This window comes from Polynucleobacter sp. AP-Sanab-80-C2 (genome assembly GCF_035012965.1).
Taxonomy (GTDB): Bacteria; Pseudomonadota; Gammaproteobacteria; order Burkholderiales; family Burkholderiaceae; genus Polynucleobacter.
In genome coordinates, this window is the sequence record NZ_JAYGQS010000007.1 from 20,893 (window position 1) to 44,460 (window position 23,568).

At 44.4% G+C, this 23,568-nt stretch carries 27 protein-coding genes and 3 tRNA genes; 13 read left to right on the forward strand and 17 right to left on the reverse strand.

The features are described from left to right. Positions 1–45 precede the first annotated feature (45 nt). Positions 46–528: a PaaI family thioesterase gene (locus VC178_RS10470; protein WP_215320628.1), complete on the forward strand. Its 483-nt coding sequence runs from the start codon at positions 46–48 to the stop codon at positions 526–528. A 13-nt stretch (positions 529–541) separates the two neighbouring features. Here VC178_RS10470 and VC178_RS10475 read toward each other — a convergent pair whose 3' ends face one another. Continuing rightward, complete coding sequence (locus VC178_RS10475) at positions 542–1,399, reverse strand: NRDE family protein (protein WP_216123697.1); 858 nt, start codon at positions 1,397–1,399, stop codon at positions 542–544. An 18-nt stretch (positions 1,400–1,417) separates the two neighbouring features. Further along, positions 1,418–2,416 carry a folate-binding protein gene (locus tag VC178_RS10480; RefSeq protein ID WP_323482489.1) on the reverse strand — a complete coding sequence of 333 codons (999 nt, stop codon included), beginning with the start codon at positions 2,414–2,416 and terminating at the stop codon, positions 1,418–1,420. 19 nt (positions 2,417–2,435) lie between these two features. Between VC178_RS10480 and mltG the strand changes: the two genes are divergently transcribed. The 6 genes from mltG to VC178_RS10510 all read left to right on the forward strand — a co-directional run bounded on the left by mltG (position 2,436) and on the right by VC178_RS10510 (position 7,412). Then, a complete protein-coding gene (gene mltG, locus VC178_RS10485; protein ID WP_323482490.1) occupies positions 2,436–3,503 on the forward strand; it encodes an endolytic transglycosylase MltG in 1,068 nt (355 codons plus the stop codon). A 1-nt stretch (position 3,504) separates the two neighbouring features. Continuing rightward, on the forward strand, positions 3,505–4,143 hold the full coding sequence (gene tmk / locus VC178_RS10490) for a dTMP kinase (protein WP_216123702.1): 639 nt from the start codon (positions 3,505–3,507) through the stop codon (positions 4,141–4,143). After that, the gene (locus tag VC178_RS10495) at positions 4,144–5,289 is read left to right on the forward strand and encodes a DNA polymerase III subunit delta' (RefSeq protein WP_323482491.1); all 1,146 of its coding nucleotides are present in this window, start codon (positions 4,144–4,146) and stop codon (positions 5,287–5,289) included. It abuts the gene before it with no gap. A 27-nt stretch (positions 5,290–5,316) separates the two neighbouring features. Then, positions 5,317–6,108 carry a TatD family hydrolase gene (locus tag VC178_RS10500; RefSeq protein WP_323482492.1) on the forward strand — a complete coding sequence of 264 codons (792 nt, stop codon included), beginning with the start codon at positions 5,317–5,319 and terminating at the stop codon, positions 6,106–6,108. Further along, positions 6,108–6,812 (forward strand): ankyrin repeat domain-containing protein, encoded by a 705-nt coding sequence (locus VC178_RS10505; RefSeq protein WP_323482493.1) that lies wholly within the window; start codon positions 6,108–6,110, stop codon positions 6,810–6,812. Before VC178_RS10500 ends, VC178_RS10505 begins: the two co-directional genes overlap by 1 nt. A 72-nt stretch (positions 6,813–6,884) precedes the next feature. Continuing rightward, complete coding sequence (locus VC178_RS10510) at positions 6,885–7,412, forward strand: ion channel (RefSeq protein ID WP_323482494.1); 528 nt, start codon at positions 6,885–6,887, stop codon at positions 7,410–7,412. Here the strand turns inward: VC178_RS10510 and VC178_RS10515 are convergent. The 5 genes from VC178_RS10515 to hyi form a co-directional block, all read right to left on the reverse strand. After that, positions 7,409–8,296: a DUF3108 domain-containing protein gene (locus VC178_RS10515; protein WP_323482495.1), complete on the reverse strand. Its 888-nt coding sequence runs from the start codon at positions 8,294–8,296 to the stop codon at positions 7,409–7,411. The two genes, VC178_RS10510 and VC178_RS10515, sit on opposite strands and share 4 nt — an antisense overlap. A 113-nt stretch (positions 8,297–8,409) precedes the next feature. Further along, complete coding sequence (locus VC178_RS10520; protein ID WP_371817092.1) at positions 8,410–8,979, reverse strand: HNH endonuclease; 570 nt, start codon at positions 8,977–8,979, stop codon at positions 8,410–8,412. An 85-nt stretch (positions 8,980–9,064) separates the two neighbouring features. Then, positions 9,065–9,655, reverse strand: a complete 591-nt coding sequence (locus VC178_RS10525; protein WP_323482496.1) for a YqiA/YcfP family alpha/beta fold hydrolase — start codon at positions 9,653–9,655, stop codon at positions 9,065–9,067. Between the two features lie 5 nt (positions 9,656–9,660). Then, complete coding sequence (glxR, locus tag VC178_RS10530; RefSeq protein WP_323482497.1) at positions 9,661–10,560, reverse strand: 2-hydroxy-3-oxopropionate reductase; 900 nt, start codon at positions 10,558–10,560, stop codon at positions 9,661–9,663. Between the two features lie 24 nt (positions 10,561–10,584). Continuing rightward, positions 10,585–11,364: a hydroxypyruvate isomerase gene (gene hyi, locus VC178_RS10535; protein ID WP_323482498.1), complete on the reverse strand. Its 780-nt coding sequence runs from the start codon at positions 11,362–11,364 to the stop codon at positions 10,585–10,587. A gap of 152 nt (positions 11,365–11,516) precedes the next feature. Between hyi and VC178_RS10540 the strand changes: the two genes are divergently transcribed. Both VC178_RS10540 and VC178_RS10545 read left to right on the forward strand, forming a co-directional pair. Then, positions 11,517–12,125 (forward strand): hypothetical protein, encoded by a 609-nt coding sequence (locus VC178_RS10540; RefSeq protein ID WP_323482499.1) that lies wholly within the window; start codon positions 11,517–11,519, stop codon positions 12,123–12,125. A 9-nt stretch (positions 12,126–12,134) separates the two neighbouring features. Continuing rightward, entirely contained in the window at positions 12,135–12,989 is an 855-nt protein-coding gene (locus VC178_RS10545) for a M48 family metallopeptidase (RefSeq protein WP_323482500.1), read from the forward strand. 3 nt (positions 12,990–12,992) lie between these two features. On the opposite strand, the gene VC178_RS10550 is transcribed toward VC178_RS10545, so the two are convergent. Together VC178_RS10550 and VC178_RS10555 are read right to left on the reverse strand one after the other, a co-directional pair. After that, positions 12,993–13,220: a hypothetical protein gene (locus tag VC178_RS10550; protein ID WP_323482501.1), complete on the reverse strand. Its 228-nt coding sequence runs from the start codon at positions 13,218–13,220 to the stop codon at positions 12,993–12,995. 81 nt (positions 13,221–13,301) lie between these two features. Further along, positions 13,302–13,778, reverse strand: a complete 477-nt coding sequence (locus tag VC178_RS10555; protein ID WP_323482502.1) for a DUF4118 domain-containing protein — start codon at positions 13,776–13,778, stop codon at positions 13,302–13,304. 42 nt (positions 13,779–13,820) lie between these two features. Between VC178_RS10555 and VC178_RS10560 the strand changes: the two genes are divergently transcribed. From VC178_RS10560 to VC178_RS10570, 3 genes are read left to right on the forward strand one after another with little or no spacing between them, the layout of a single operon-like run. After that, a complete protein-coding gene (locus tag VC178_RS10560) occupies positions 13,821–14,699 on the forward strand; it encodes an alpha/beta hydrolase (RefSeq protein ID WP_215320657.1) in 879 nt (292 codons plus the stop codon). Beyond that, positions 14,689–15,933, forward strand: a complete 1,245-nt coding sequence (locus VC178_RS10565; protein WP_216176365.1) for a TolC family protein — start codon at positions 14,689–14,691, stop codon at positions 15,931–15,933. The genes VC178_RS10560 and VC178_RS10565 overlap by 11 nt, the downstream gene beginning before the upstream one ends. An 18-nt stretch (positions 15,934–15,951) precedes the next feature. Continuing rightward, positions 15,952–16,413, forward strand: a complete 462-nt coding sequence (locus VC178_RS10570) for a hypothetical protein (RefSeq protein WP_216176368.1) — start codon at positions 15,952–15,954, stop codon at positions 16,411–16,413. 61 nt (positions 16,414–16,474) lie between these two features. Here the strand turns inward: VC178_RS10570 and VC178_RS10575 are convergent. The 4 genes from VC178_RS10575 to gltX all read right to left on the reverse strand — a co-directional run bounded on the left by VC178_RS10575 (position 16,475) and on the right by gltX (position 18,258). Further along, positions 16,475–16,551 (reverse strand) — tRNA-Asp (locus tag VC178_RS10575). Between the two features lie 44 nt (positions 16,552–16,595). Continuing rightward, positions 16,596–16,671, reverse strand: a tRNA-Glu gene (locus tag VC178_RS10580). 35 nt (positions 16,672–16,706) lie between these two features. Then, positions 16,707–16,782: transfer RNA gene (locus VC178_RS10585), tRNA-Ala, on the reverse strand. A 78-nt stretch (positions 16,783–16,860) separates the two neighbouring features. Next, a complete protein-coding gene (gene gltX, locus VC178_RS10590) occupies positions 16,861–18,258 on the reverse strand; it encodes a glutamate--tRNA ligase (protein ID WP_323482503.1) in 1,398 nt (465 codons plus the stop codon). A 64-nt stretch (positions 18,259–18,322) separates the two neighbouring features. Between gltX and VC178_RS10595 the strand changes: the two genes are divergently transcribed. Next, on the forward strand, positions 18,323–19,288 hold the full coding sequence (locus VC178_RS10595) for an Hsp33 family molecular chaperone HslO (protein ID WP_323482504.1): 966 nt from the start codon (positions 18,323–18,325) through the stop codon (positions 19,286–19,288). Between the two features lie 4 nt (positions 19,289–19,292). Here VC178_RS10595 and ftsB read toward each other — a convergent pair whose 3' ends face one another. The 4 genes from ftsB to VC178_RS10615 are packed head-to-tail and all read right to left on the reverse strand — an operon-like array spanning position 19,293 to position 23,484. Then, on the reverse strand, positions 19,293–19,598 hold the full coding sequence (gene ftsB, locus VC178_RS10600; protein WP_323482505.1) for a cell division protein FtsB: 306 nt from the start codon (positions 19,596–19,598) through the stop codon (positions 19,293–19,295). Between the two features lie 13 nt (positions 19,599–19,611). After that, complete coding sequence (gene eno, locus VC178_RS10605) at positions 19,612–20,898, reverse strand: phosphopyruvate hydratase (RefSeq protein WP_323482506.1); 1,287 nt, start codon at positions 20,896–20,898, stop codon at positions 19,612–19,614. A gap of 51 nt (positions 20,899–20,949) precedes the next feature. Continuing rightward, positions 20,950–21,813 (reverse strand): 3-deoxy-8-phosphooctulonate synthase, encoded by an 864-nt coding sequence (kdsA, locus tag VC178_RS10610; RefSeq protein WP_323482507.1) that lies wholly within the window; start codon positions 21,811–21,813, stop codon positions 20,950–20,952. Positions 21,814–21,822: 9 nt separating this feature from the next. Beyond that, a complete protein-coding gene (locus tag VC178_RS10615; RefSeq protein WP_323482508.1) occupies positions 21,823–23,484 on the reverse strand; it encodes a CTP synthase in 1,662 nt (553 codons plus the stop codon). Positions 23,485–23,568: the final 84 nt, after the last annotated feature.

A 23,568-nucleotide genomic window follows, 5' to 3' on the forward strand; every position in this document is an offset into this window, starting at 1 on the left:
TAGGTGTATTCCCAAAATGGTGCTCAAGCCTCTAAAATTGCCAGTATGACTAAACAAGTGCAAATTAATCCCCAAACTCAACTCGCCAATTTAGGTGAGGAGTTAAATGTTCCTTTTTTAAAACTATTGGGCGTTCGCTTTCTTAGCGCTGAGATGGGAAAAGGGGAAATCCTTTTGGCCCTAAAGCCAGAGCATACCAATACCTGGGCAGTGGCTCATGGCGGGGTGTTATTAACCTTGATGGATGTCGCGATGGCTGTTGCTGCTAGATCTGGCGATCCGAGTGATCGTAGTGTAGTCACCATTGAGCTCAAGAATAATTTTATGCAAGCTGCTAATGGAGTCTTGCGAGTGAAAGCAGATACGGTTCGTAGAACAGCGACTATGGCATTTTGTGAAGCAAAGCTCTACAACGATCAAGGGGAAGTCTGTTGCATGGCAACGGGAACATTCCAATACATTAAGCGTCTGCCAACACGCGATAGCAGCGGTGAGCGGGTAGTGAACGAAGACCTTCGTTCAAAATAAAATGAACGCGTTTTTAAACTGATAGATTTGAGCCAGGCGCGGTACTTAATGCGCCGGTGACGACATCATGGCCAACAGTACCGCTAGCATCAAAGCGACGTTCCACCATCTCAAATTGCCCATCTTTACGGACTCTTAAAACAGTGCTGGAACGTGTTCCATACGAGGGTGTTTTGATGAACGCAGGGGATAGCGCTTTTTCCCACTCTCTGCTAACACCGGTGCTGGGTAATTCATGATCACTAGCATGGTGGGTATCGGCTAATAGCTTAAGATATTGATCGGCACTTTTGAGCTGACCATGATCCATTGCCAATACTTGGGCAAAAGCGGCTACCCGATGATTGACTTTAGGCCAAGGAGTATCCAGCATCGCATTAGATAAACCATACACGCCAGGGTTAAGCGGTTGATGCGGAAAGACTTTACGAGGGCGAATATTTTGACCTACTAACATGCGATTACTGACCCAATGCATTTCTGCATTTTGTGGATCGCTTAAATCTGCCATCAATAAATTAAAGCCGTTGTATTGATTAAAGCGTTTCGAGTTTTCTCCCATGAACTCTGCCGGCTTATCTTTACTGGTGAGATACATCAAGGAAAGCTCACCACGTGTTCTAGCATCAGGATTCTTTTCGCTAGGCGCGCGCACATTCGTTAAGGCGGCAAACTTTCCCGTTTTCGTAAAGCCCAGCCAAGTACCAGGACTACCCAAGACATCGGCACGATCTCTGCCCGCTAAAACATGGGGGTGTTCTTGCCAATAGGCGATGCCTTCAGTGTCGCGCTCATAAAACTCATCACGATTCGCCGCAACTACTAAAGAGTAGTCAGGATGTGAGTTCCAGGCAAAAAGAATCAGGCACATGAAATGGGTTAGGAAGAATTAGATTTCGATTAAGGGATAAGGTAATGAGCCTATTTTTAACACAGGTCCCTGGGGGCTTCCTAGATGAATTTCCCCATGTTCGAGCGCTTCTAATTTGCACTCCACCTGAAGATCGGTTCTGCCAGGGTCTAAGGGGCTAGGGGCTGATAGAACAACCATCCCCGCTGGCTGACTAGGGTCCTGACTATGAAATAACTCAGTACCAGGCTGAGTTGAGTCTATTGGTAGGTCTTTTTCTGAAATATGTGCCAAAAATAGACGTCTTTTGATGGCGCCACGATATTGGCTACGGGCCACGATTTCTTGTCCTGGATAGCAACCTTTTTTGAAGTCGACCCCGGCAACCGATTCAAAATTAATCATTTGCGGGACAAACTGTTCTTGCGTCGCCAATACGATACGGGGAATAGCACTTAAAACTTCTAAATCATTCCATACATCAAGTGCAGCCTGATCGCATGATTCATTGACCTTCTCTTGAGCAATCAATACACGACCATAGGATTGATTGCTAGCGAGCACATCAGGCAAGCGCAATCCAATTTGAAAGTCATTAATTGCGAAAGATGAGATCGCATCACTCAAGTCAAAGTATCCAGAAATATTCCAGAGCGCCGAAACATCAGTTACCTTGACCTTAGAGCGCAATACAAACATTGCCAACCTTTTGGCAGTACTGGCAGCGATATCCTTAGAAATAAATAGCGCGAATCGGTCATCAGTGCTTGCATCTCTGGGCATTAACGCGCCCCATGCGCTGGCAAGTAATCTGCCTTTAGGGCTGCAGTATCCCAACAGTCTTGCTGATGGATAGGAATAAGCAATTTGAGGCGATATAGTGCGGTTTAGACCTAAAACAGAATTCGTGAGCTGATTTTGCAGAAAACTGGCAGCATCTGGACCCTCAACAAAGATGAGGCCCCATTTCGAGAGTGGAGTGAGCCCAAAAGAGGGGACTTGTGCTTGAATTTGCGTGTTTTGATTAGTCTGTATCATCTCCTTTTATCATAGCCTGATGCGCAGAAAAATTCAGGGAAGATCCTTTTTTAGCCAGAAAAAGACTTGGGGTCGTCGCTTACGATCCTACCTGCTCGTATTGATAGGCGCTCTGGGATTTTTTTATGGTGGGATTTTTTTATGGCCTGTTGTGCCAAGCCAGACCAATACTCAAGAGGCATTGCTTTATAAAGTCAAAATTTCTCCGCAATCTAGCTTGGGTAGTATTGCTCAACAATTGCAAGAGCAGGGTCTATCAACCCCTATGCTGCCGTTTCAAGTCAGTGCCCGCGCATTATTTGTTGGTTCAAAATTAAAGCCAGGTACTTATTTATTACCGACAGAAGCGAGCCTCGGAAAAATATTGTTACAGATTGCGCGCGGTGATCGAGTGCGGGAAAGTATCGCCATTATTCCTGGCATGACTATATGGCAACTTCGTGCTCTAGTTGATTCCCACCCAGCATTGATACATCAAACCAAAGGCATTAGCTCAAAAGCTTTATTGCAAAGCCTGAATCTAACTTATCCTGGCGATGAGGGCATCTTCTTTCCAGATACGTATGTATTTGATCCCGATGAACCCGATATCAATATCTACCGGCGCGCCTCTGTGGCAATGCAAAAACAACTTTTACAAGCTTGGGATCAAAAAGATCCCGGCTCCCCTCTCAAAACGCCTTATGAACTCTTGATTTTGTCCTCGATTATTGAGAAAGAAACAGGCCGATCTAGCGACCGAGGCTTAGTAGCAGCAGTGTTTCTGAATCGACTCAATCAAGGCATGAAGCTGCAGACTGACCCTACAGTGATTTATGGCATTGGCAAAGGTTTCGATGGCAACTTGCGTAAGGCAGACCTGCGCAAAGATAGTCCCTACAATACCTATATGAACAAAGGATTGCCACCTACGCCTATCGCTATGCCTAGTAAAGAATCGTTGATGGCAGCTGTTCGACCTGCTCAAAGCAAGGCCCTGTATTTTGTGGCCAAGGGGGATGGAACGAGTCATTTTTCACAAACCTTAGGCGAACATGAATCTGCCGTTGATCGCTATCAGCGCAAACTCGCCCCCAAATCGAAATAATATGACTGCAAATTTTCCTGGATATTTCATTAGCTTTGAAGGTATTGATGGTGCTGGTAAGAGTACGCATATCGATGCATTCTGCAAGCTGAAGCAAGAGTGCTACCCAAATCATGAAGTGGTGGTGACTCGTGAGCCAGGTGGAACCCCCTTAGGCGAGCAATTGCGTGGACTCCTATTGGATGCACCGATGAATCTAGAAACTGAGGCATTGTTAATGTTTGCAGCCCGCCGCGAGCATTTAGCTCAAGTGATTGAGCCTGCACTAGCGGCCGGAAAGATTGTGATTTCAGATCGCTTCACCGATGCAAGCTTTGCTTATCAAGGCGGCGGCCGAGGTCTTAGTATTGCGAAATTAAATGATCTGGAACGATGGGTACAAGGTCGTGAGAACGGCACATTACTTCAACCCAATTTAACCATCTTGTTTGATTTGCCCGGTGAAGTAGCAGAAGCGCGCCGCTCTAAAGTAAGGGCGCCGGATAAGTTTGAAAAAATGGATCTGAATTTCTTTGAAAAAGTACGCCAAGAATATCTGCGACGGGCTAAAGAGGATCCACAGCGCTTTCACTTAGTTGATGCGACCCAAACGCCAGAGGCTATTTGGAATGGCTTACAAGCTCTCAAGATCAACTTCTAAATGAATGACTTGATGTTTCCGGCGAAGCAACATAGTAAGGTTGCACCATGGCTGCAGCCCTTATGGGAAGGATTAGACTTTCAGCAATTTCCCAATGCGATTTTGTTACATGGTCAATCAGGTATTGGTAAATTTGCTTTTGCAGTTGAATTAGCAAAAGCTTTGCTGTGCGAATCCAGTCCAGGATCGAGCAAGCCCTGTAATCAATGTGAAGCATGCCATTGGTTTAATACTGGCAACCACCCTGACTTTATTGCTTTGGTACCGGAAACCCACCGCAAACTTTTGCCCCAAGCTGATTATGAGGCAGATGAAGTAACAAAAAAAGGCAAAGTTGCTCGCGACGATTCTGATAGTGAACCAGCCGAGAAAAAAGAAAAGAAAAATATCTCGATTGAAGAAACCCGTGGTGCGATCGAAAGTCTTTCAATAGGCTCGCATCGGGGTGGCAATCGCATCATCTTAATTTACCCACTTGAAATGCTGCGCTCTGATTCAGCTAACACTCTACTGAAATCACTGGAAGAGCCTCCAGCCAATACTATTTTTATCTTATTAGCGGATCGCGTTGATCGAGTCTTGCCAACCATACGATCACGCTGTCGATTGTTGACAGCACCTCGCCCAAATCGCAGCGAGGGCTTGGCATGGCTAAAAGATCAGCTACCTCAGATCGCAGGATTTAAAGTCATTGATGGGGATATCGAAACGATCTATGACGAGCAGGGCGGGGCACCCTATTCTGTGTTGGATTCCTTAATCGCTCGTCATCATCAAGACGATAAAGATGAGCTAACTATCGCCATTGCCGCTTCTCGTCTTTTATTGCAATCGATGACACAGGGCGGTCGGATTGCCTGGCTAGAAACAGCTGAAAAGATTCATAAAGCGCAATATTCATTTTTACTAGCTACTATGCAACGTTGGGTTTCAGATCTCCAGTTGGTTTCACAGGGTGGAAGTCCTCGTTATTACCCTAAACATCTCGCAACTTTGAAAGGCCTGGCGCAAAGCGCCAGAAGCCTCAAACTTCACCAGTTTTGGAAATCACTTGTGCAAGCTCGTCGTTCAGAAAATCATCCTCTCGCCAGCCGTATTCAACTAGAAGCATTACTTTCTCAATATCAGCAAGTCTTTGAAGGTTAGGGTTCTCAGGCAGACTAAAATGTAGGTATGTTTATCGACTCACACTGCCATCTGGATTTCCCGGAGTTTCAAGCCCGCTTGCCGGAAGTCTTAGCAAATATGAAGGCAGCTAAAGTCAGTCATGCGCTCTGTGTTTCAGTTGATTTGCCAGATTTTCCGAATGTTTTGAAGCTTGCTCAGGATCACCCGCATTTATATGCTTCCGTCGGTGTTCATCCCGACTATGAGGATACCCCCGAGCCAAGCGTCGAATTTTTGGTTGAAACAGCTAAACAGCAAGCCAAAATAATTGCCATTGGTGAAACTGGCTTGGATTACTACCGCATGGGCGAGCGTAGCTATGAATCGATGGAGTGGCAAAGAGAGCGCTTTAGAACCCACATTAGGGCCGCACTTTCAGCCAAGAAACCGTTAATTATTCATACACGTTCTGCCTCCGAAGACACCATCAATATTCTGAAGGAAGAGGGTGCTGATGGTATTGGTGGAGTGATGCATTGTTTCACCGAAAGCTTAGAGGTGGCTCGTAAAGCGATGGATATGGGCTTTTATATCTCCTTCTCGGGCATTGTCACCTTTAAGAGTGCTAAAGACCTGCAAGAGACTTGTAAACAGGTTCCATTAGAGCGCATGCTCATAGAAACAGACTCGCCTTATTTAGCTCCAATTCCTTATCGTGGCAAGACTAATGAACCTGCTTGGGTATCTAAGGTTGGTGAATTTATTGCCAACCTCAAGGGCGTCCCCATAGAGAAGCTTGCTAGCATTACGAGCAATAATTTTTATCAATGTTTTCAGATAGATAGAGTGGCTAATTAATGTCGAAGTTTACTTTTAAATCATTAGCTTTATTAGCTATTTTGAGTGCATCAATCAACTCTTATGGGCAAAGTGAAGCGCAAATTGCTAATTTCACTAAAGCAGCCAAATTTGATGACATCTCAGAGGTGAAAGCACTCATTGCAGCTGGTGTGAGTCCAAATGCAGTGGACTCTAAAGGCGATCCGATGCTCGTCATCGCCATTCGAGATAAATCCGCAAAAGTGATTGAGTTTTTACTGAAAGATAAGAAAACAGATGTAGATCTATCCAATTCTTTTGGTGAAACGCCCCTAATGCTGGCCTCTATAGAGGGTGATTTACCAGTAGTTAAGACTTTGGTGCTGCAAAACAAGGCCAAAATTGATCATATTGGCTGGACACCGTTGCACTATGCTTGTGCAAAGGGTCAATTGAATGTGGCTCAATTTTTAATCGCCAATGGAGCAATGATTGATTCTAGAGCTCCGAATGGCACCACACCATTGATGATGGCTACTCAAGCAGGCAATGAGGAGCTAATAAAATTGCTACTTGATAAAGGCGCTGACCTACGCATGCGTAATTTGAATGGTTTTTCAGCCATAGATATTGCGGAGATATACCAGAAGCCTTGGATAGCAGATGGGCTCAAATCACGCTGGCAGCGCCTCTATAAGGAGCCATATCCAGGGCCCGCTAAAGTTCGGTCAGCCGCTTTTTGATATAACATATTTGCGTATAATCATTATTATGTCAAATAAGATATTTCTGTAGGAAATTCAAACTAAACCAACATGATCAATCTATTTAACAATACCGACCTACCCAGCTTTACAACTCTTTTTGGCGAGATCAATGCTGATATGGGCAATGGTCAAATTTGGGTTATGGTTGTATCTGCCTGTTTGATGCTGGCTGTACATGCAGTAGCTGTTCTCGGCATTGCTGGAGCTTTTCACTGGATTGATGATGTCATGACAAAACGCAGAATCTTTGGCGCCAGCTTTTTGTCTTACTTCATAGCCATATTATTGGTCATCGCCATTCATCTAAGCGAAATCGTAGTTTGGGCTTATATCTGTGTAGCCTTAAAGGTATTCCCGACCAATCCCCAGACCTTTTACTTTGCAGGTGAAATGTATACAACCGTCGGTTATGGAGATTACAAATTATCTGAGCAATGGCGCATATTGCCTATCATCATCTCTTTCTCAGGGATCTTTGCCGTATCCATGTCAGGGGCAGCTTTGTACACGATGATGGGTGCCTTATTGGGACACAACGGCCAAAATCAGAGTGCAAAGCCAGGATCTAGCGATTAGAGTATTTTACCTTCTGAAATCGGGTTCTTTTGCTTAAATACCAGCTCTAATACTCGTCCATTGGCTTCCAGTGAACGAATTCTGCCGGGGAGCCACTCCAAGTCCTTTGCCAGCCATATATCTACCTGACGCTTGTAAGGGTCTTTTTCTCGTTGCATCAAGCCGTAACGCCGATTGACTGTATTTCCAAGGCTAGGGATATCAGCATTTAGAGCCTCTCCATAACTCTTAAACTGCCAATTCTCTAGGGTGTTGTAATCAATCACAGGTATGGAGCGAATGCTACCAGCTTCATCTATTTTGCTATCGCCATTTAAAAGTGAAGCCAATTGAAACATCAGGCTAAAACGATCTTGGGTGCCAGGAACAATAGTAGGGGTAAATTCAGGCTTTTCTGAGAAGTACATTTGCCCCCCTCCCTTTTCATCACGATCAAAGCGTGAATAACGCGGTGCCTTGCTTCCCCGCTGCGTCCAATAAATCGCGGGCGCAATCCCATACGCATCGACCGAACCTCTAGATTCAAAAACAAAGGGGCCAACAAAGGCATAAGGAATATTGATATAGAGTCGATAGGAGTTACCTTCCACAATCCAATCAATTTCTGCTGTTTGATATTGCTGACCATCCACATAAGCGTCGTAGTAGAGAATGCCTGATCCTGGCAATTTGAAAGCAACGCCCTGTTGGTTAGAGCCTCCACCCTGCTCTCCTGCATCTGCACTGTTGCTATCGAGCGGGCTCATTGAAGAGTTATCTTTAGCAACCTTCTTCTTCGGCGCCTTAACCATTTGAATTTTTTTGGGAGGCTCAAGCTTAAGCTCGGTATTAATGATGAGATCTTCAGCAATCTCTGGGGGGCTTCCGAATGAAATAAACGGCATACCGAAAAAAAGCAATAGATGCCCTATTAAGGAAAGCAGAATCGCAAAGAAAATAATCCGCAACGAGTGTGTGCGGATTTTTGGGCTAAAACTTTGTGACACTAAACCATGTCTCAGGAGAAGCCCTCAAGCAAGCGGCTATTTTTAGGGAGATTGGCTGCCAGAAAGTCCATTTGATCAGCCAAAATATTACGGCCTTTAAGGATCATGTCCTCATAGAGACTAGGCATATAGGGGGTATAAAGCAGACCCATGCCCGCTTGTTCTGGTGTGCGGTTACCTTTGCGTTGATTACAAGGGCGACAGGATATGACTAAATTCATCCAAGAATATTTACCACCCCGGCTATTGGGAATGATGTGCTCTGCCTCAGCGTGATTCTCATGAATTGCATCACCACAATAGGCGCATAAGCCTCGATCACGCTTAAATAATTTGTGCTTAGTAATCACTGGAACAACATCAAATAAATTAATCTTTGATGTTCCTTTGATCGCGATGATGGAGTGAAGTTCTATCACTGACTGCAAGCCGCTTGCGCGAGAAATGCCACCGCGCATTCTCATAATGGGATCACCGAGGGTCCATAAGACACTACTGTCGGCGTAATGCTTCGTTGCCTCCTCAGCGTTAACCCAACCCTGGGGAATTCCACCTGCGTCCAATTTCAAGATGCTCAGCACAAACTCTCCTTTCTAGGTCGCAGCAAGTAGCTACGACCGTTTAGATCATCTTACAGAAGAAGCTGCAAGCAATCAATAAAAGGGCTTATTTGGTGGAAATGAACTGAAGAACTTTGGGCAGGTGATCGGCATAGCCTGCAATTCCATGATCGCTACCCTCCAAAACAAGTTGCTGGGCACCTGGATAGAAGTCTACCATTTCATGCCAGTCTAAAAGCTCGTCACCCTTAGCCGCAATTAAAAAATAACGGGATGGATCAGAAATTTTCTCAACCTGTAGCGCCTTGAGTTCGTCGATATATTCTGGACGAAAATCAAAAGGTTCATCGCTATCATATGCAGTCATCATCCCTACATGTGGTGCAAGCTCACGTGCTGCATGTACCGCAGGATTCAAGGCGATCGCTTTGCAGCCATACTTCTCTGCAAGATAGTTGGCGTAAAAACCGCCCAGAGATGAACCAATCACAACAACACGATCAGCCATAGATTGATCAATGTGGGAAAGCACCATCTCCATGCTTTCCTTCGGAGAGGCTAGCAACTGGGGGCAATACCATTCATAGGGATTTGCTTTAGTGGCTAAAGCCCTCACAGCTTCGCCCGTCATCACCGCCTTACTAGATCGAGGAGAAGAGCGAAATCCGTGAAGGTAAACCAGCAGGGTTGAAGACATGCAAATTAAGACTTTTGCCCTACTTCAAAGTTTGCTAATTTCTCTAAGGCTTTGACCATCGCTGAATGATCCCAGGCTTTGCCACCATGAGCTGAACAAGCATTGAACAATTCTTGTGCAGTTGCGGTATTGGGTAAAGAAACTCCAAGGGCGCGAGCACTATTGAGCGCTAGGTTTAAATCTTTTTGATGTAACTCGATTCTGAATCCAGGGTCAAAAGTACGCTTGACCATGCGTTCGCCGTGCACTTCAAGAATCTTTGAACTCGCAAAGCCGCCCATCAATGCTTGGCGAACTTTAGCGGGATCAGCACCTGCTTTAGATGCAAACAATAGTGCCTCAGCAACAGCTTCAATATTGAGGGCAACAATGATTTGATTAGCCACCTTAGCAGTTTGACCGTCACCATTAGCGCCAACTAAGTTAATGTTTTTGCCCATTAAATCCATAATCGGCTTTACCTTATTAAATACAGACTCATCACCACCAACCATGATGGATAAAGTGGCATTCTTAGCGCCAACCTCGCCACCAGATACCGGGGCATCTAGGTAGTCACAACCCAAGGCATTAATCTTTTTAGCAAACTCTTTCGTTGCGATTGGCGAAATAGAGCTCATATCGACAACAACTTTGCCTTTGGATAATCCAGAGGCGATTCCGTTCTCACCAAATAAGACTTTCTCAACATCTGGAGTGTCGGGAACCATCGTAAAGATGATATCTGCACTCTCAGCAACCTCTTTCGGGCTTTTGCACTGAATGGCTTTAGAGCTAGCAAGATCGGCAGGAACCTTGGTGCGAGTATTAATAAATACCTGATGTCCTGCATTCACAAGATGCCCAGCCATAGGGGCACCCATAATACCTAAACCAACAAATCCTAATTTCATTTGATTGCTCATAGAGTCTCCGTTATAAATCGTTTTTTATGAATTGAGATGCTTCATCCAGCCAAGACCCGCTTCAGTATTGGTGGCAGGTTTGTATTCACAACCTATCCAACCATGATAGCCAATTCGGTCAAGGAACTTGAACAAGTATGGGTAATTGATTTCTCCAGTGCCAGGCTCATTGCGACCAGGATTGTCAGCTAATTGAATATGGCCAATTTTGGAAAGATTCTTTTCAATGGTATTTGCTAGCTCACCTTCCATGCGCTGTGCATGATAGATATCGTATTGAATGAAGAGATTATCGGCAGCAACTTCAGCCAAAATATCTGCAGCCTGTTTGGTAGTATTTAAAAAGAATCCAGGAATATCAAAGGTATTAATTGGTTCAATTAATAAACGAAGATTTGCTTTTTTGAGCTCCGCTGCAGCATAGCGAAGATTTTCTACTAAGGTTGTCTGCAGAAGTTTTGGATCGACTCCCAAAGGAGTCTTCCCAGCTAAACAATTCAGTTGTTGAACTCCTAATACTCTGGCGTATTCAATGGCTTTAGCAACACCCTGGCGGAATTCTTCTACGCGATCAGGATGACATGCAATGCCTCGCTCTCCTGCATCCCAATCTCCAGCTGGCAGGTTATGCAGCACTAATGTCAGTTGGTGTTGATCTAGTTGTTGTTTGATCTCTGCAGCAGAATAGGCGTAAGGGAAAAGGAACTCAACCGCATTAAATCCGGCTTTACTGGCTCTTTCGAAGCGCTCTAAAAATGGTGCCTCATTAAATAGCATGGTTAAGTTAGCAGCAAATTGTGGCATCGCGAACCTTTAGAAGAATGAAGAACTGATAACGAATCTTAACAAAGAAGCCAATTTTCTTCCCGAAATGCAATAGGGCTTGATTAGAGCTTAATAGGCAATGAAAGTAGGCTAATATTGAAATTAAACGCTTTTATCTCATAAGGAAAACAATGAATACTCAATTTATCCAAATCTCCCTGGCTCTTGCAGTCAGCCTTGCAGGCTTAGGCACTGCTTTTGCTCAAGCCGGTAGTTCTCCTTCATCTGCTAATCAGCCCATGGTAATCGATGCCGCAGTAGTGGATAACAGCTACCTACTCTATGAAGGTAATGTTTTAAAAGTAGACAAAAAGACGCGCACTATCACCTTCAAAAATAAAGAAGGAGAATCAAAATTTGTTGCCGGCCCTGAAATCACCAATTTTGATCAAATCAAAAAAGGGGATCGTCTCAGCGTTACATATCAATTAGCAGTAGCTATCGAATTGATTAAAACCAAGAGTGATGGCGTTCGTAGCAAAGTTGAAACTAATACAGTAACAACTTCTAAAGGCAATGAAAAGCCAACCGAAACCATTTCCAACAAAACAACCATCATTGCCGATATAGTCGAAGTCAATCGTGATAAGAAATTGGTTTCTGTTAAGGGCCCTAGCGGCAAGATCACTACCGTGATGGTCAAGAACCCCGCTCTTTTAGCTGATGTGAATGTTGGCGAGCAAGTTAAAGTCATTTATTACGATGCCATGGCTGCCTCAATTACCGCTCCAAAAAAATAAGACCTGTAGATGCAACTAACGGCAGTTTGTTTCAAGGTACTTACTACTCTTGCGCTTACCTCACTCCTCTTGGCCTGCGCTAATACCACCAGGTCAGGAGCGGTAGGTGTAAACCGATCTCAGTTCTTAGTAGTATCCGCTTCTGAAGTGGATCGTTTGTCTGCTGTTAGTTACAACGAGCAGAATCAAAAAGCCAAAGAAAAAAATATTCTGCTTACATCCGGTCCTGAATACGATAGGCTCAAGGCAATCTCCAACCGATTGATTTCTCAAACGGGAGTCTTTCGTGACGATACCCGCCAGTGGAATTGGCAATTGGTTTTAATCAATGCGCCGATTCTGAATGCTACTTGCGCACCGGGCGGAAAGATCACCTTTTATTCGGGCTTAATTGAACAACTGAATCTGACTGATGATGAGATTGCGGCCATCATGGGTCATGAAATTGCCCATGCCTTGCGTGAACATGGTCGAGAACGTTTATCACAGGCCATGGCTCAGAGCGCTGTTACTAATATTGCTATGGCTGCGGCAGGAGCTTATGGTTCAGCGATTAGCGCAGCCAATCAAGCGGCTCAATATATTTTGGTATTACCTAACTCTAGACAAAACGAATCAGAGGCGGATGCGATTGGACTGGAACTGGCTGCTAGAGCTGGCTTTAAACCACAATCTGCCATTAGTGTTTGGCAAAAGATGAATAAGGCAACTCAAGGTAAAGGTACGCCAGAGTTTTTGTCGACCCACCCTTCTGGTGAAACCAGAATTGAGCAACTCTCAGAACTCATGCCTGCAGTAGAGCCGCTTTACATAACAGCAGTAAAACCATCTACCAATTTAAATGCCGACAAATCTAAAAAATAAATGTTATTTTTTAGATTGTTGTGGCACGGTGTTATTTACTGGAGGAGTTACCGGCTTTGGCTGTGGCACAACTAATGGTGAAGGAGGTTTTGGAGCCGGTGCAGCAGATGGGTTGGCTGGACGGCCACTTTGAGCGCCACCTGGAGATGTAGGTGAAGCTTTTTCAAAAGGATTAAAACCCAAGCCGGCAGCGCCTGCAGGCAGTGTCGCAAAACTAAGAAATATGGCCAAGATCTTGTACATCCTTCGATTGTGACACATTGCAGCATAAAAGTCACCTATTTATGGCCTAGTGAGTGCCAAGAGTGATCTTCAAAGCTTATTTTGAGTTTCTTTATCTTTTGAAATGAGGTTCATTGCATTTTTCAAGCTTCTACTGGCATCGCTTAAAAGCTGAAAATTACTGTCACTTACGCGGGTTAATAATATCGCCTTATATCGCTCTCTTTGTAACCACTCAACAATTCCAACGGCAATAAAAGCTATCAAGATGTAAGAGATAAATACAAAAGAATCCTGGGGTGTTGGCATATCAAATGAGTCAAAAGGTGGAACGAAGAAAAAAAAGGCTAAGGGAATAGAAAGAATAATTGTTACGACACTTGGCAGAAAACCAAAAAAAAGTGCTATCAAGATCGTATTCAGAATAAAAAAGGTCATCGGGAGATTGGCCTGTAAAAATGTATGCAAGCTATAGCGTATGGAAAAAGCCACAAACACTCCAAATACAGCCAAAAAATAGGCTTGAGGCCCATTTCTTGCCCAACGCTTCGAATTTTGTATTTTCATGAGTAATAATGACGTTATATATATAGGTACCCGAAACACCCAATGACAGTCCCAATAGATCAGCAAGATCGTTACGAAACATTCTATCAAGGTAATTCAGGTCACGTAGTGATTCTTTTACCTGGTCTTTGTGGTTCTGAATTGGAGATGGGTGTTATTCCTAGACTCTTACGTCAATCTGACCACTCCTACGTAATCCCAAGAATACCCGGCTACTCTGCACACACTGGTTTAAAAGACTATCAAGAATGGATTGAAACGGTAGATCAGCTTGTTTATGATTTAAATTCTAGCTACAAATCAGTATCACTTGTTGGGTTAAGCATGGGGGCTACCCTTGCCCTAGCGGTTTCTGAAAGAAATGCAAATATAAAATGCCTTTCGCTGCTTTCCCCAGTCATTTTTTTTGATGGCTGGTCTGTGCCCTGGTACTACCCGTTTTTATCCTTTATATATAAATTAGGAGTTCGAAATTGGCATTACAAGGAATCTGAACCATTTGGCGTTAAAAATAAAGATTTACGCCGACACATTCGAAAAGCCGTTATGGCTAATTCTGTAAGCGAGCTAGGAGCAGCTCATCTTCCGGCAAAACACCTCTATCAGTCCTTGCAATTAGTTGCAGCTACGAAAAAAAATCTCGAAGACATTACATCAGACGTGTTAATCATCCATGCTATTGATGATGAAACTGCTTCACCTAAAAATCCTGACTTCTTAATAAGCAAAATTGCCTCTGAAACCTGTCGAGTAATCTGGTTGGGTAACTCATACCATATGATTACTGTGGATAATGAACGGGAAGTCGTAGCCAACGAAGTCATTAAATTTATTGGGCTATCTATCCAAAAGGAAGAAGCGCTTAATCATTACGATCTTGAATCCCCCAATCTCATCATTAAAAATCGACATGAAGGCTAAGCTTATTAAGATAAAATTGGTATTTGGTGGGATTTTTGTTTCAACCTGCCTTCTGTCCCATTTCTCTTATGGACAAACACTCCCTCCTTTCAAGTCATCCGATACGAACTATCAAGCTATTCCATTAAGTGCTTACCTTAGTGAACTTAATGAAAAAAATGCTTCCTTAAAAGTAAAGAAATTAAATACAGATTCTGCGTTATCCACTGCCAAACAAGCTGGAATGCCGAATTTAAGTCCTATCCTAACTTATGCACGCGGTAGTATTTATACTCAGGCGCCCTATACTGGCTATACCAATCCGTCATCGAATACTTTTGGGGCTACAGTTACTGTAGAGGGTTGGGGTAAGCGTTCTGCCCGTGAGGCTTATGCTCAAGCCGAAGCAAACCGACTGTTAGCAGAGACGGTTGTTGAAACTAGGACTCTTGAAACTCAAGCAATTTTTAACTATATCGATGCGCTAAGAACAAAATTACTATGGCAGTCCTATCAATTTGCCCTTGATAAGCTAGGCACCATAAAGTCTTCAGATATAACAGCTCAAAAAGCGGAGTTCCAAGCAGCTCAAAAAGTTCTTGCTAATGATTTGAAATACTACTCATATGGTTTATTAGGGTTACTTGGAGCGCAAGATCAGCAGTTGCCTCTTCCCTTAGGCACGCTCAACATAGCACCACAAAAATTTAAAGTTGAGGAACTCGTTGAGCAGGCACAAAACAACAGAGTAGAGATCATTTCTAATAAAGCCTTTGTTGAATCTGCTAACGCTAATTTAGAAGTTGTGAGGGCTAGCAAAAATACAGATTTCTTGCCGGGGATTTATTACACCGAAACACCCCCATACACTTCAAGTGGAGTTGGCTATGGAGCTCAAAAATCATTAAGCTTTTTACTCTCTATTCCTCTGGGTAATGGCATGTTAAATAATTCTGACGTAATCTCGGCCTCAAATAGCGTGACAGAGCAAGAAGTAAATTTAAGAGCTGCAAAATCAAAAATTGTTACTGAAATTAATCAAACTTACTTACAATATCAGTCTGCTCGGGAACGTCTTGAAACTGCGACAAGCGCCTACAATCAAGCAAAATTATTACAAAACTCAGGCCTTCAGGGATTATTAAAATTTCGCGATGTGGAATACGAATTGATAGATGCCCGCACTGTTCACGCAAAAACTCTGATACTGTTGCAAAGATTAAGTGGGAACTTTGAAAACCCCAATTTATATTAAGTCCGACTAGAGGTCACTATGAAGATCATCAAGAAATCTTTACCAGCTTTTGTATTAATCTCAACCTTACTTACGTTATCAATACCTGTTTACGCAGCGCAAACTCAAGCGCAGCAGCAAGCAACTGCAGCGGCTTCTAAAGCTGCAGCAACTGCAGCGGCTTCTAAAGCTGCAGCAACTGCAGCGGCCTCTAAAGCTGCAGCGATTACTGCATCAACTAAAGCTAATCCAACAACATCAACATTGTCTGCTTCGAAGAGCAGCAATGGTGTTACAGGTACCACACCTACTTCGAGTAAGACCTCAGCTAGCACAAGTAGTGGCGCTAGTACATCAGTCGCGAGGAGTAACGTCCTATCTTCGAATAATCAGCAAGTCATTAGTCATGCCGAAGGCAGCAAATCTTCCATTCAACCTGGTAATGCTGGAGGACCTACTGATGGTGGCAATTATCTCGGCACTTCTCCTACTAGCCAGTAATGCCCTAAACAATTATGGAAAAATAAAAAAGCCCTTTCAACAAGGGCTTTTTTAATGAATTTGGCGGAACGGACGGGACTCGAACCCGCGACCCTCTGCGTGACAGGCAGATATTCTAACCAACTGAACTACCGCTCCAAATTGCTACAAGTGAATCAAAAAAAACTACTACCAAAAAGATCTGGCGTCCCCAGGGGGATTCGAACCCCCGTACTCACCGTGAAAGGGTGATGTCCTAGGCCTCTAGACGATGGGGACCTGGACTACTACAAACTACAAATGTCTTGAATTTTTGGTGGAGATAAGCGGGATCGAACCGCTGACCTCTTGCATGCCATGCAAGCGCTCTCCCAGCTGAGCTATACCCCCGAAATCTCGCAATAAAACCACAAGACAATCAAAACAATCCAAGATTTTAGCCTATTTTTGCGTAAGCACGCAAATTGCCTACAGGACGACCTTCGAGAGCCTATTTACCGCCTCCTCTTTACCCAATACGACTAATACAGAATCAATGGCTGGAGTCTGAGTAGTTGCAAATAATGCATAACGAACAGGCATTGCTAAGGCTGGCATTTTGAGTTGGTGCTTTGCTAGGACTTGTTTGAATGCAGCGCTATAAGCTTCTTTACTTGGCTCTGCATTTTGAATAGCTTCAATCAAATCTTTTAATGCAGGAACTACAGCTTGAGGAATATTCTCTGCAATTTGTTGCGCATTGAGTTGCGGCGCTGGTAGATAAAATAACTTTGATCCTTTCGCAATCTCAATCAAGGTATTGGCGCGATCCTTTAATAAAGCAACCACTTGAATGAAGTTCGGACCACTTTCAGTATCGATACCTAATTCATGAGCAAAAGGCTTCGTTGCTAGTGCCAAGCTAGCTGGGTCTGTATTTTGAATATATTGATGGTTAAGCCAAAGGAGCTTTTCAGGGTTATGTTGAGCCGGTGAGCGACCCAAACTATCGAGATCAAACCAATTGACAAATTGCTCCTTAGTAAATACCTCTGCATCACCATGTGACCAGCCCAAACGCGCCAAGTAGTTCAAGATAGCGTCCGGCAGATACCCTGCTTTTTGATAATCCCGCACACTCATGGCGCCATTGCGTTTGCTCATCTTTTCACCAGAGTCGTTTAAGACGGTGGGTAAATGGGCATAGACGGGCGGAGTCCCACCGAGAGCTTTCATGATATTGATTTGGCGTGGCGTATTGTTCACATGATCATCACCGCGTATGACGTGAGTAATCTTCATATCCAAGTCATCCACCACTACGCAGAAGTTATAGGTGGGAGTACCATCCGATCTCGCAATGACTAGGTCATCCAACTCGTCGTTCGAAATTTCAATTTGACCTTTGACGGCATCATCCCAAATTACAGATCCACCAAGCGGGTTTTTAAAACGAATCACCGGTAGAACACCTTCCGGAATGGCCGGCAAAGTTTTGCCTGGCTCAGGCCGCCACAATCCGTTATAACGCGGCTTTTCTTTATTAGCCATCTGCTGGTCACGGAGTTTGTTGAGTTCATCCTCACTCATATAGCAGGGATATGCCAATCCAGATACCACCATTTGCTTGATCACTTCACGATAGCGATCAATACGCTGCATTTGATAGATGGGACCTTCGTCGATATCCATGCCTAACCACGCCATACCTTCAATGATGACGTCTACGGCCTCTTGCGTGGAACGCTCAACATCCGTATCTTCAATGCGAAGAATGAAATCGCCTTGATTATGGCGTGCAAAAGCCCAGGGATAGAGTGCGCTGCGAAGATTTCCCAAATGAATGAAGCCCGTGGGACTGGGGGCGAATCGTGTACGAATATGCATAGTGAGTATTATCTCAGGTCGGCCAAATGGGCACCCAAATCAAAAAACATGGATACTTTGAGCTATGAATGAATTGCTTGTATTTATGTGTGACGGTGCCCCAGTTCGCGGGGAAATTGTCTCTATCGGGACTGCCTGGCAGGCAGTTTTGGAGCGTCGTAACGACCCTCCAGCGGTACGTCGCATCCTAGGAGACTTCGTTGGTGCTGCAACACTCCTGAGTGCCAGTTTAAAGTTTGATGGCACCCTCATCATCCAGGCTCAAAGTAAGGGCCCTATTCAGTTGCTCGTGGTCGAATGTAAATCCGACCTCTCAATGCGTGCCACTGTCAAACTATCAGTTGATCCCTCCGAAATATCGGAAGGCGCAAGCTTAGGAGAGCTACTAGATGCCGGTAATTCAGGCAGGCTTGTGATCACTCTAGATCCTGCAGACCGTGAGCCTGGCCAAGCGCCTTATCAAGGCATAGTCTCACTTCAAGAGCATCAGGGTGAGGTGCTTAAGCCTGTTGCTAGCGCAGCTGAAGCAATAGCGCTATACATGCAAAATTCTGAACAGTTAGATACCCGTATTTGGTTGGCCTCGAATGAAAGTCATATTGGCGGACTTTTATTACAACGTCTTCCAAACTCTGGGGGCCATATTCACTTAGATCCTCAGGTCGCTGCAGAAGGCTGGTCACGCATCCAAACTTTAGGCGAAACAATTACTGATGAAGAACTATTAACTCTACCCCCAGAAACCATCTTGAGACGCTTATTTCTTGAAGAGTCTGCAGAGAATGGTGTCAGGAGCTTTCCTGCACGCCCTATTCGCTTTGCGTGCCGTTGTTCTCGTACAAAAGTGGCTGATATCTTGAGAATGTTGGGTGAAGAGGAAGTGCAAAGCATCTTGGCAGAACAAGGCTCTGTAGAAACCATCTGTGACTTCTGTGCAAAACCTTACCGTTTTGATGCGGTAGATTGTCTGCAAGTATTTAAAACAGATTTGTTGAGTGACGCCACCAGACCGCCCTCAAGCGGCCATTGAAATCTTATTGCTTGGTAACTTGAGTACCTGAAGACTTATCAGCAGGCAGAATTTGCACAAAAAACTCACCATCTTTAATAAGACCATGCTCAACCCGAGCGCGCTCCTCAATGGCACGGGTTCCATCTTTTAAATCTTTGACATCGCCTGCAAGCTTTGCATTACGCAAAGCCAAGAGGCTATTTTTAGCCTCTTGAAGCTCTACTTGCTTTTCCATCTCGTAAACCTTTAACCATCCACCCTTTCCCAACCAAAGTGGGTACTGAATTGCAATCAGCAATAACAGCATCGAGTAGATAACAATGCGCATAAAAACTGAATGCTTAGCGTTTCAAGTTGTAGAACACAGACTTCCCAGGGTAGCTTGCTACATCACCCAAATCTTCTTCAATGCGTAAAAGTTGGTTGTACTTAGCAATCCGGTCAGAGCGTGACAAAGAGCCCGTCTTAATCTGACCAGCATTAGTACCAACGGCGATATCGGAGATCGTGCTGTCTTCGGTCTCACCTGAACGATGAGAAATCACAGCGGTGTAATTAGCGCGCTTAGCCATCTCAATAGCAGCGAAGGTCTCAGTCAAGGTGCCAATTTGATTAATTTTGATCAAGATCGAATTAGCGATTCCCTTTTCAATACCTTCTTTGAGGATGCGGGTGTTGGTTACGAAGAGATCATCGCCTACTAACTGAATTTTTTTGCCAAACTTCTGAGTAATATCAGCCCATCCATCCCAATCACTCTCATGCATGCCATCTTCAATGGAGACAATTGGGAACTGGTCCGCTAAATTGCCTAGGTAGTCTGAGAACTCGCTTGAGCTTAGTTGCAGGCCCTCACCAGATAAATGGTATTTACCGTCTTTATAAAACTCACTAGCGGCGCAATCCAAAGCCAAGAGAACATCTTCACCAGCTTGGTAGCCGGCGCCCTCAATAGCCTTCATGATGGTTTGCAAGCACTCTTGATTGCTCTTAAAATTCGGTGCAAAGCCCCCTTCATCGCCAACTGTTGTCGGCATGCCTTGAGCGCCAATAATCTTTTTAAGCTCATGAAAAATTTCAGCGCCGCAGCGTAAGGCATCACGGAAGTTTTCTGCGCCTACCGGCATCACCATAAATTCTTGGATGTCTAAGCTGTTATTGGCGTGTGCACCACCATTCACAATGTTCATCATCGGCACGGGTAATTGCATGCCGCCAGAGCCACCAAAGTAACGATATAAAGGTAAACCTGCTTCTTCAGCAGCAGCTCTAGCTACTGCCATAGAGACAGCCAGCGTTGCATTAGCGCCAAGCCTTGCTTTGTTATGGGTACCATCCAAATCGATAAGGGTGTGATCTAAAAAGGCTTGTTCGCTAGCATCTAAACCAAGAATAGTTTCAGCAATTTCAACATTGATATTTTGAACGGCTTTAAGAACGCCTTTGCCCAAGTAACGTGACATATCGCCATCACGTAGTTCAATAGCTTCACGTGAACCCGTGGATGCTCCAGATGGAACTGCTGCACGACCCATTACTCCAGACTCGAGTAATACATCGCACTCTACTGTTGGGTTACCGCGTGAATCCAGAACTTCTCTACCTATGATGTCAACAATGGCGCTCATGCACCTTCTCCTTAAAACAATTTGAAATGGGGTGTATTAAAAATTACTTAATTACTGAAAACTGTTCTCTAAAAAAGAACCGCTAGATTTAACCACTGTATCGATTGCCACTAGTGACTCTAATAATTCTTTCATACGATTCAGTGGCACAGCGTTAGGCCCATCAGATAATGCCTTTGCAGGATCTGGATGGGTTTCCATGAAGAGACCGCTAATGCCAACGGCTATGGCGGCACGTGCCAACACGGGAACAAATTCACGCTGACCACCACTAGAATTTCCTTGGCCACCTGGTAACTGCACCGAATGAGTCGCATCAAATACCACCGGCGCATGGGACTCGCGCAGGATGGCAAGGCTACGCATATCGGAAACTAGATTGTTATAACCAAAAGAAGCGCCGCGTTCACAGACCATGAATTGGTCCGGCAGATTACTCTCTGCTGCTGCTGCTCTGGCTTTTTCAATGACATTGAGCATCTCATGGGGAGAAAGAAATTGCCCTTTTTTGAAATTCACTGGCTTACCACTTTGGGCGCAAGCGCGAATAAAGTCAGTCTGTCTACACAGGAATGCTGGTGTTTGCAAAACATCGACCACTTGAGCTACCGCTGCAATCTCAGTAGTATCGTGCACATCCGTTAGTACCGGAACGCCAACTTCCTTTTTTACCTTCGCCAATATCTCAAGACCCTTTTCCATACCTAGGCCACGGAATGAAGTTCCTGACGAGCGATTGGCTTTATCGAAGGAAGACTTGTAAATAAATGGGATCTTTAAAGTAGCAGTAATTTCTTTTAATTGACCAGCAATATCGATAGCCGATTGTTCAGACTCAATGACACACGGGCCTGCGATCAGAAAGAATCGATGCTCTAGACCAACGTCGAAACCACAAAGCTTGAATTTGCTCATCGTTTCCTCTTAGGCAACTTGTTTTAATGCAGCATCTTGATGCGCAAGCGCGGCATTGATAAACGCTGAGAACAATGGGTGACCATCTCGTGGCGTCGAGGTGAATTCTGGGTGAAATTGCACGCCAAAGAACCAGGGATGCATGGATTCTGGAAGCTCCATCATTTCTGGCAGAGACTCGTTTGGAGTACGCGCAGAAATAATCAAACCCGACTGCTCAAGTTTTGGTACATAGAGATTGTTTACTTCATAGCGGTGGCGATGACGTTCATTGACCTCCGCACCATAGATGCGATGCGCTAAGGTATCCGCCTTTACTGGACATCGTTGTGAACCAAGACGCATGGAACCACCAAGATCAGAATCGTTGGTGCGCTTCTCAACACGCCCTTCTCTATCTAGCCACTCAGTAATGAGAGCAACAACAGGGCTATCCGTATCAGGATCAAATTCAGTACTATTGGCTTTCGTAATGTTTGCCACGTGACGCGCAAACTCAATCACGGCCAATTGCATACCTAAGCAAATACCTAAATAAGGGACATGGTTTTCTCGGGCATAACGGATTGCAGCGATTTTTCCTTCTGTACCACGCTTACCAAAGCCACCTGGAACCAAAATTGCATCAAGCTTTTTAAGGCAGTCAACCCCATCTTTTTCAATTACTTCGGAGTCGATGTAATTGATGTTCACGCGAGTATGCGTATGAATACCTGCATGGCGTAAAGCCTCGATGAGAGATTTATAGGATTCAGTTAGCTCTACATATTTACCAACCATGCCGATAGTCACTTCATGCTTGGGATTGGCCAACTCATAAACCAATTTAGCCCACACAGCCAGATTGGCTGGTTTTGCATCAATTTGTAATTCACGACAAATCAAATCATCCATACCTTGGGCATGAAGCATTTCTGGAATCTTATAGATCGTGTCGACATCCCATACCGAGATCACTGCTTCTTCGCGCACATTCGAAAATAAAGAAATCTTGGCACGCTCATCATCTGGAATGGGTCGATCAGCACGGCAAAGTAATACCGTTGGCATGATGCCTATCTCACGTAATTTTTGAACCGAGTGTTGAGTGGGCTTGGTTTTTAACTCACCCGCACTGCTAATGTAGGGCACCAAAGTTAAATGCACAAATGCGCAACTATGAGTGGGCATACGCAGGCTCATCTGCCGCGCAGCCTCTAAAAAAGGAAGTGATTCAATATCACCCACAGTACCGCCAATTTCACAAATTGCAATATCCGCTTTGCCATCATGACTTGCTTTAGCGCCACGCTCTACAAAAGCTTGGATTTCATTTGTAATGTGCGGAATAACCTGAACTGTTTTGCCAAGGTATTCGCCGCGACGCTCTTTACTGATCACTGACTCATAAATCTGACCAGTAGTGAAGTTATTGCTTTTACGCATCTTTGCCGACACGAAACGCTCATAGTGACCCAAATCCAAATCAGTCTCTGCGCCATCTTCAGTCACGAAAACCTCGCCGTGCTGGAGAGGACTCATCGTGCCAGGATCAACGTTGATATAAGGGTCTAATTTTAGGAGGGTGACTTTCAGGCCGCGGGATTCAAGAATCGCGGCAAGCGAGGCAGCTGCGATTCCTTTCCCTAGAGAAGAAACCACACCACCAGTGACAAAAACGTATTTAGTCATCGCTTAAGCTCTGTTGGAAAAAGTAATTATAACGATAGCAACCCTCTTTTACAGAAATCTAAAGAAGGTTATATTGAAAAAATC

Coding starts and splice junctions, on each gene's coding strand:
- VC178_RS10470 (WP_215320628.1), top strand. CDS start 46: ATGACTAAACAAGTGCAAATTAATCCCCAAACTCAACTCGCCAATTTA.
- VC178_RS10475 (WP_216123697.1), bottom strand. CDS start 1,399: ATGTGCCTGATTCTTTTTGCCTGGAACTCACATCCTGACTACTCTTTA.
- VC178_RS10480 (WP_323482489.1), bottom strand. CDS start 2,416: ATGATACAGACTAATCAAAACACGCAAATTCAAGCACAAGTCCCCTCT.
- mltG (WP_323482490.1), top strand. CDS start 2,436: ATGCGCAGAAAAATTCAGGGAAGATCCTTTTTTAGCCAGAAAAAGACT.
- tmk (WP_216123702.1), top strand. CDS start 3,505: ATGACTGCAAATTTTCCTGGATATTTCATTAGCTTTGAAGGTATTGAT.
- VC178_RS10495 (WP_323482491.1), top strand. CDS start 4,144: ATGAATGACTTGATGTTTCCGGCGAAGCAACATAGTAAGGTTGCACCA.
- VC178_RS10500 (WP_323482492.1), top strand. CDS start 5,317: ATGTTTATCGACTCACACTGCCATCTGGATTTCCCGGAGTTTCAAGCC.
- VC178_RS10505 (WP_323482493.1), top strand. CDS start 6,108: ATGTCGAAGTTTACTTTTAAATCATTAGCTTTATTAGCTATTTTGAGT.
- VC178_RS10510 (WP_323482494.1), top strand. CDS start 6,885: ATGATCAATCTATTTAACAATACCGACCTACCCAGCTTTACAACTCTT.
- VC178_RS10515 (WP_323482495.1), bottom strand. CDS start 8,296: ATGCCGTTTATTTCATTCGGAAGCCCCCCAGAGATTGCTGAAGATCTC.
- VC178_RS10525 (WP_323482496.1), bottom strand. CDS start 9,655: ATGTCTTCAACCCTGCTGGTTTACCTTCACGGATTTCGCTCTTCTCCT.
- glxR (WP_323482497.1), bottom strand. CDS start 10,560: ATGAGCAATCAAATGAAATTAGGATTTGTTGGTTTAGGTATTATGGGT.
- hyi (WP_323482498.1), bottom strand. CDS start 11,364: ATGCCACAATTTGCTGCTAACTTAACCATGCTATTTAATGAGGCACCA.
- VC178_RS10540 (WP_323482499.1), top strand. CDS start 11,517: ATGAATACTCAATTTATCCAAATCTCCCTGGCTCTTGCAGTCAGCCTT.
- VC178_RS10545 (WP_323482500.1), top strand. CDS start 12,135: ATGCAACTAACGGCAGTTTGTTTCAAGGTACTTACTACTCTTGCGCTT.
- VC178_RS10555 (WP_323482502.1), bottom strand. CDS start 13,778: ATGAAAATACAAAATTCGAAGCGTTGGGCAAGAAATGGGCCTCAAGCC.
- VC178_RS10560 (WP_215320657.1), top strand. CDS start 13,821: ATGACAGTCCCAATAGATCAGCAAGATCGTTACGAAACATTCTATCAA.
- VC178_RS10565 (WP_216176365.1), top strand. CDS start 14,689: ATGAAGGCTAAGCTTATTAAGATAAAATTGGTATTTGGTGGGATTTTT.
- VC178_RS10570 (WP_216176368.1), top strand. CDS start 15,952: ATGAAGATCATCAAGAAATCTTTACCAGCTTTTGTATTAATCTCAACC.
- gltX (WP_323482503.1), bottom strand. CDS start 18,258: ATGCATATTCGTACACGATTCGCCCCCAGTCCCACGGGCTTCATTCAT.
- VC178_RS10595 (WP_323482504.1), top strand. CDS start 18,323: ATGAATGAATTGCTTGTATTTATGTGTGACGGTGCCCCAGTTCGCGGG.
- ftsB (WP_323482505.1), bottom strand. CDS start 19,598: ATGCGCATTGTTATCTACTCGATGCTGTTATTGCTGATTGCAATTCAG.
- eno (WP_323482506.1), bottom strand. CDS start 20,898: ATGAGCGCCATTGTTGACATCATAGGTAGAGAAGTTCTGGATTCACGC.
- kdsA (WP_323482507.1), bottom strand. CDS start 21,813: ATGAGCAAATTCAAGCTTTGTGGTTTCGACGTTGGTCTAGAGCATCGA.
- VC178_RS10615 (WP_323482508.1), bottom strand. CDS start 23,484: ATGACTAAATACGTTTTTGTCACTGGTGGTGTGGTTTCTTCTCTAGGG.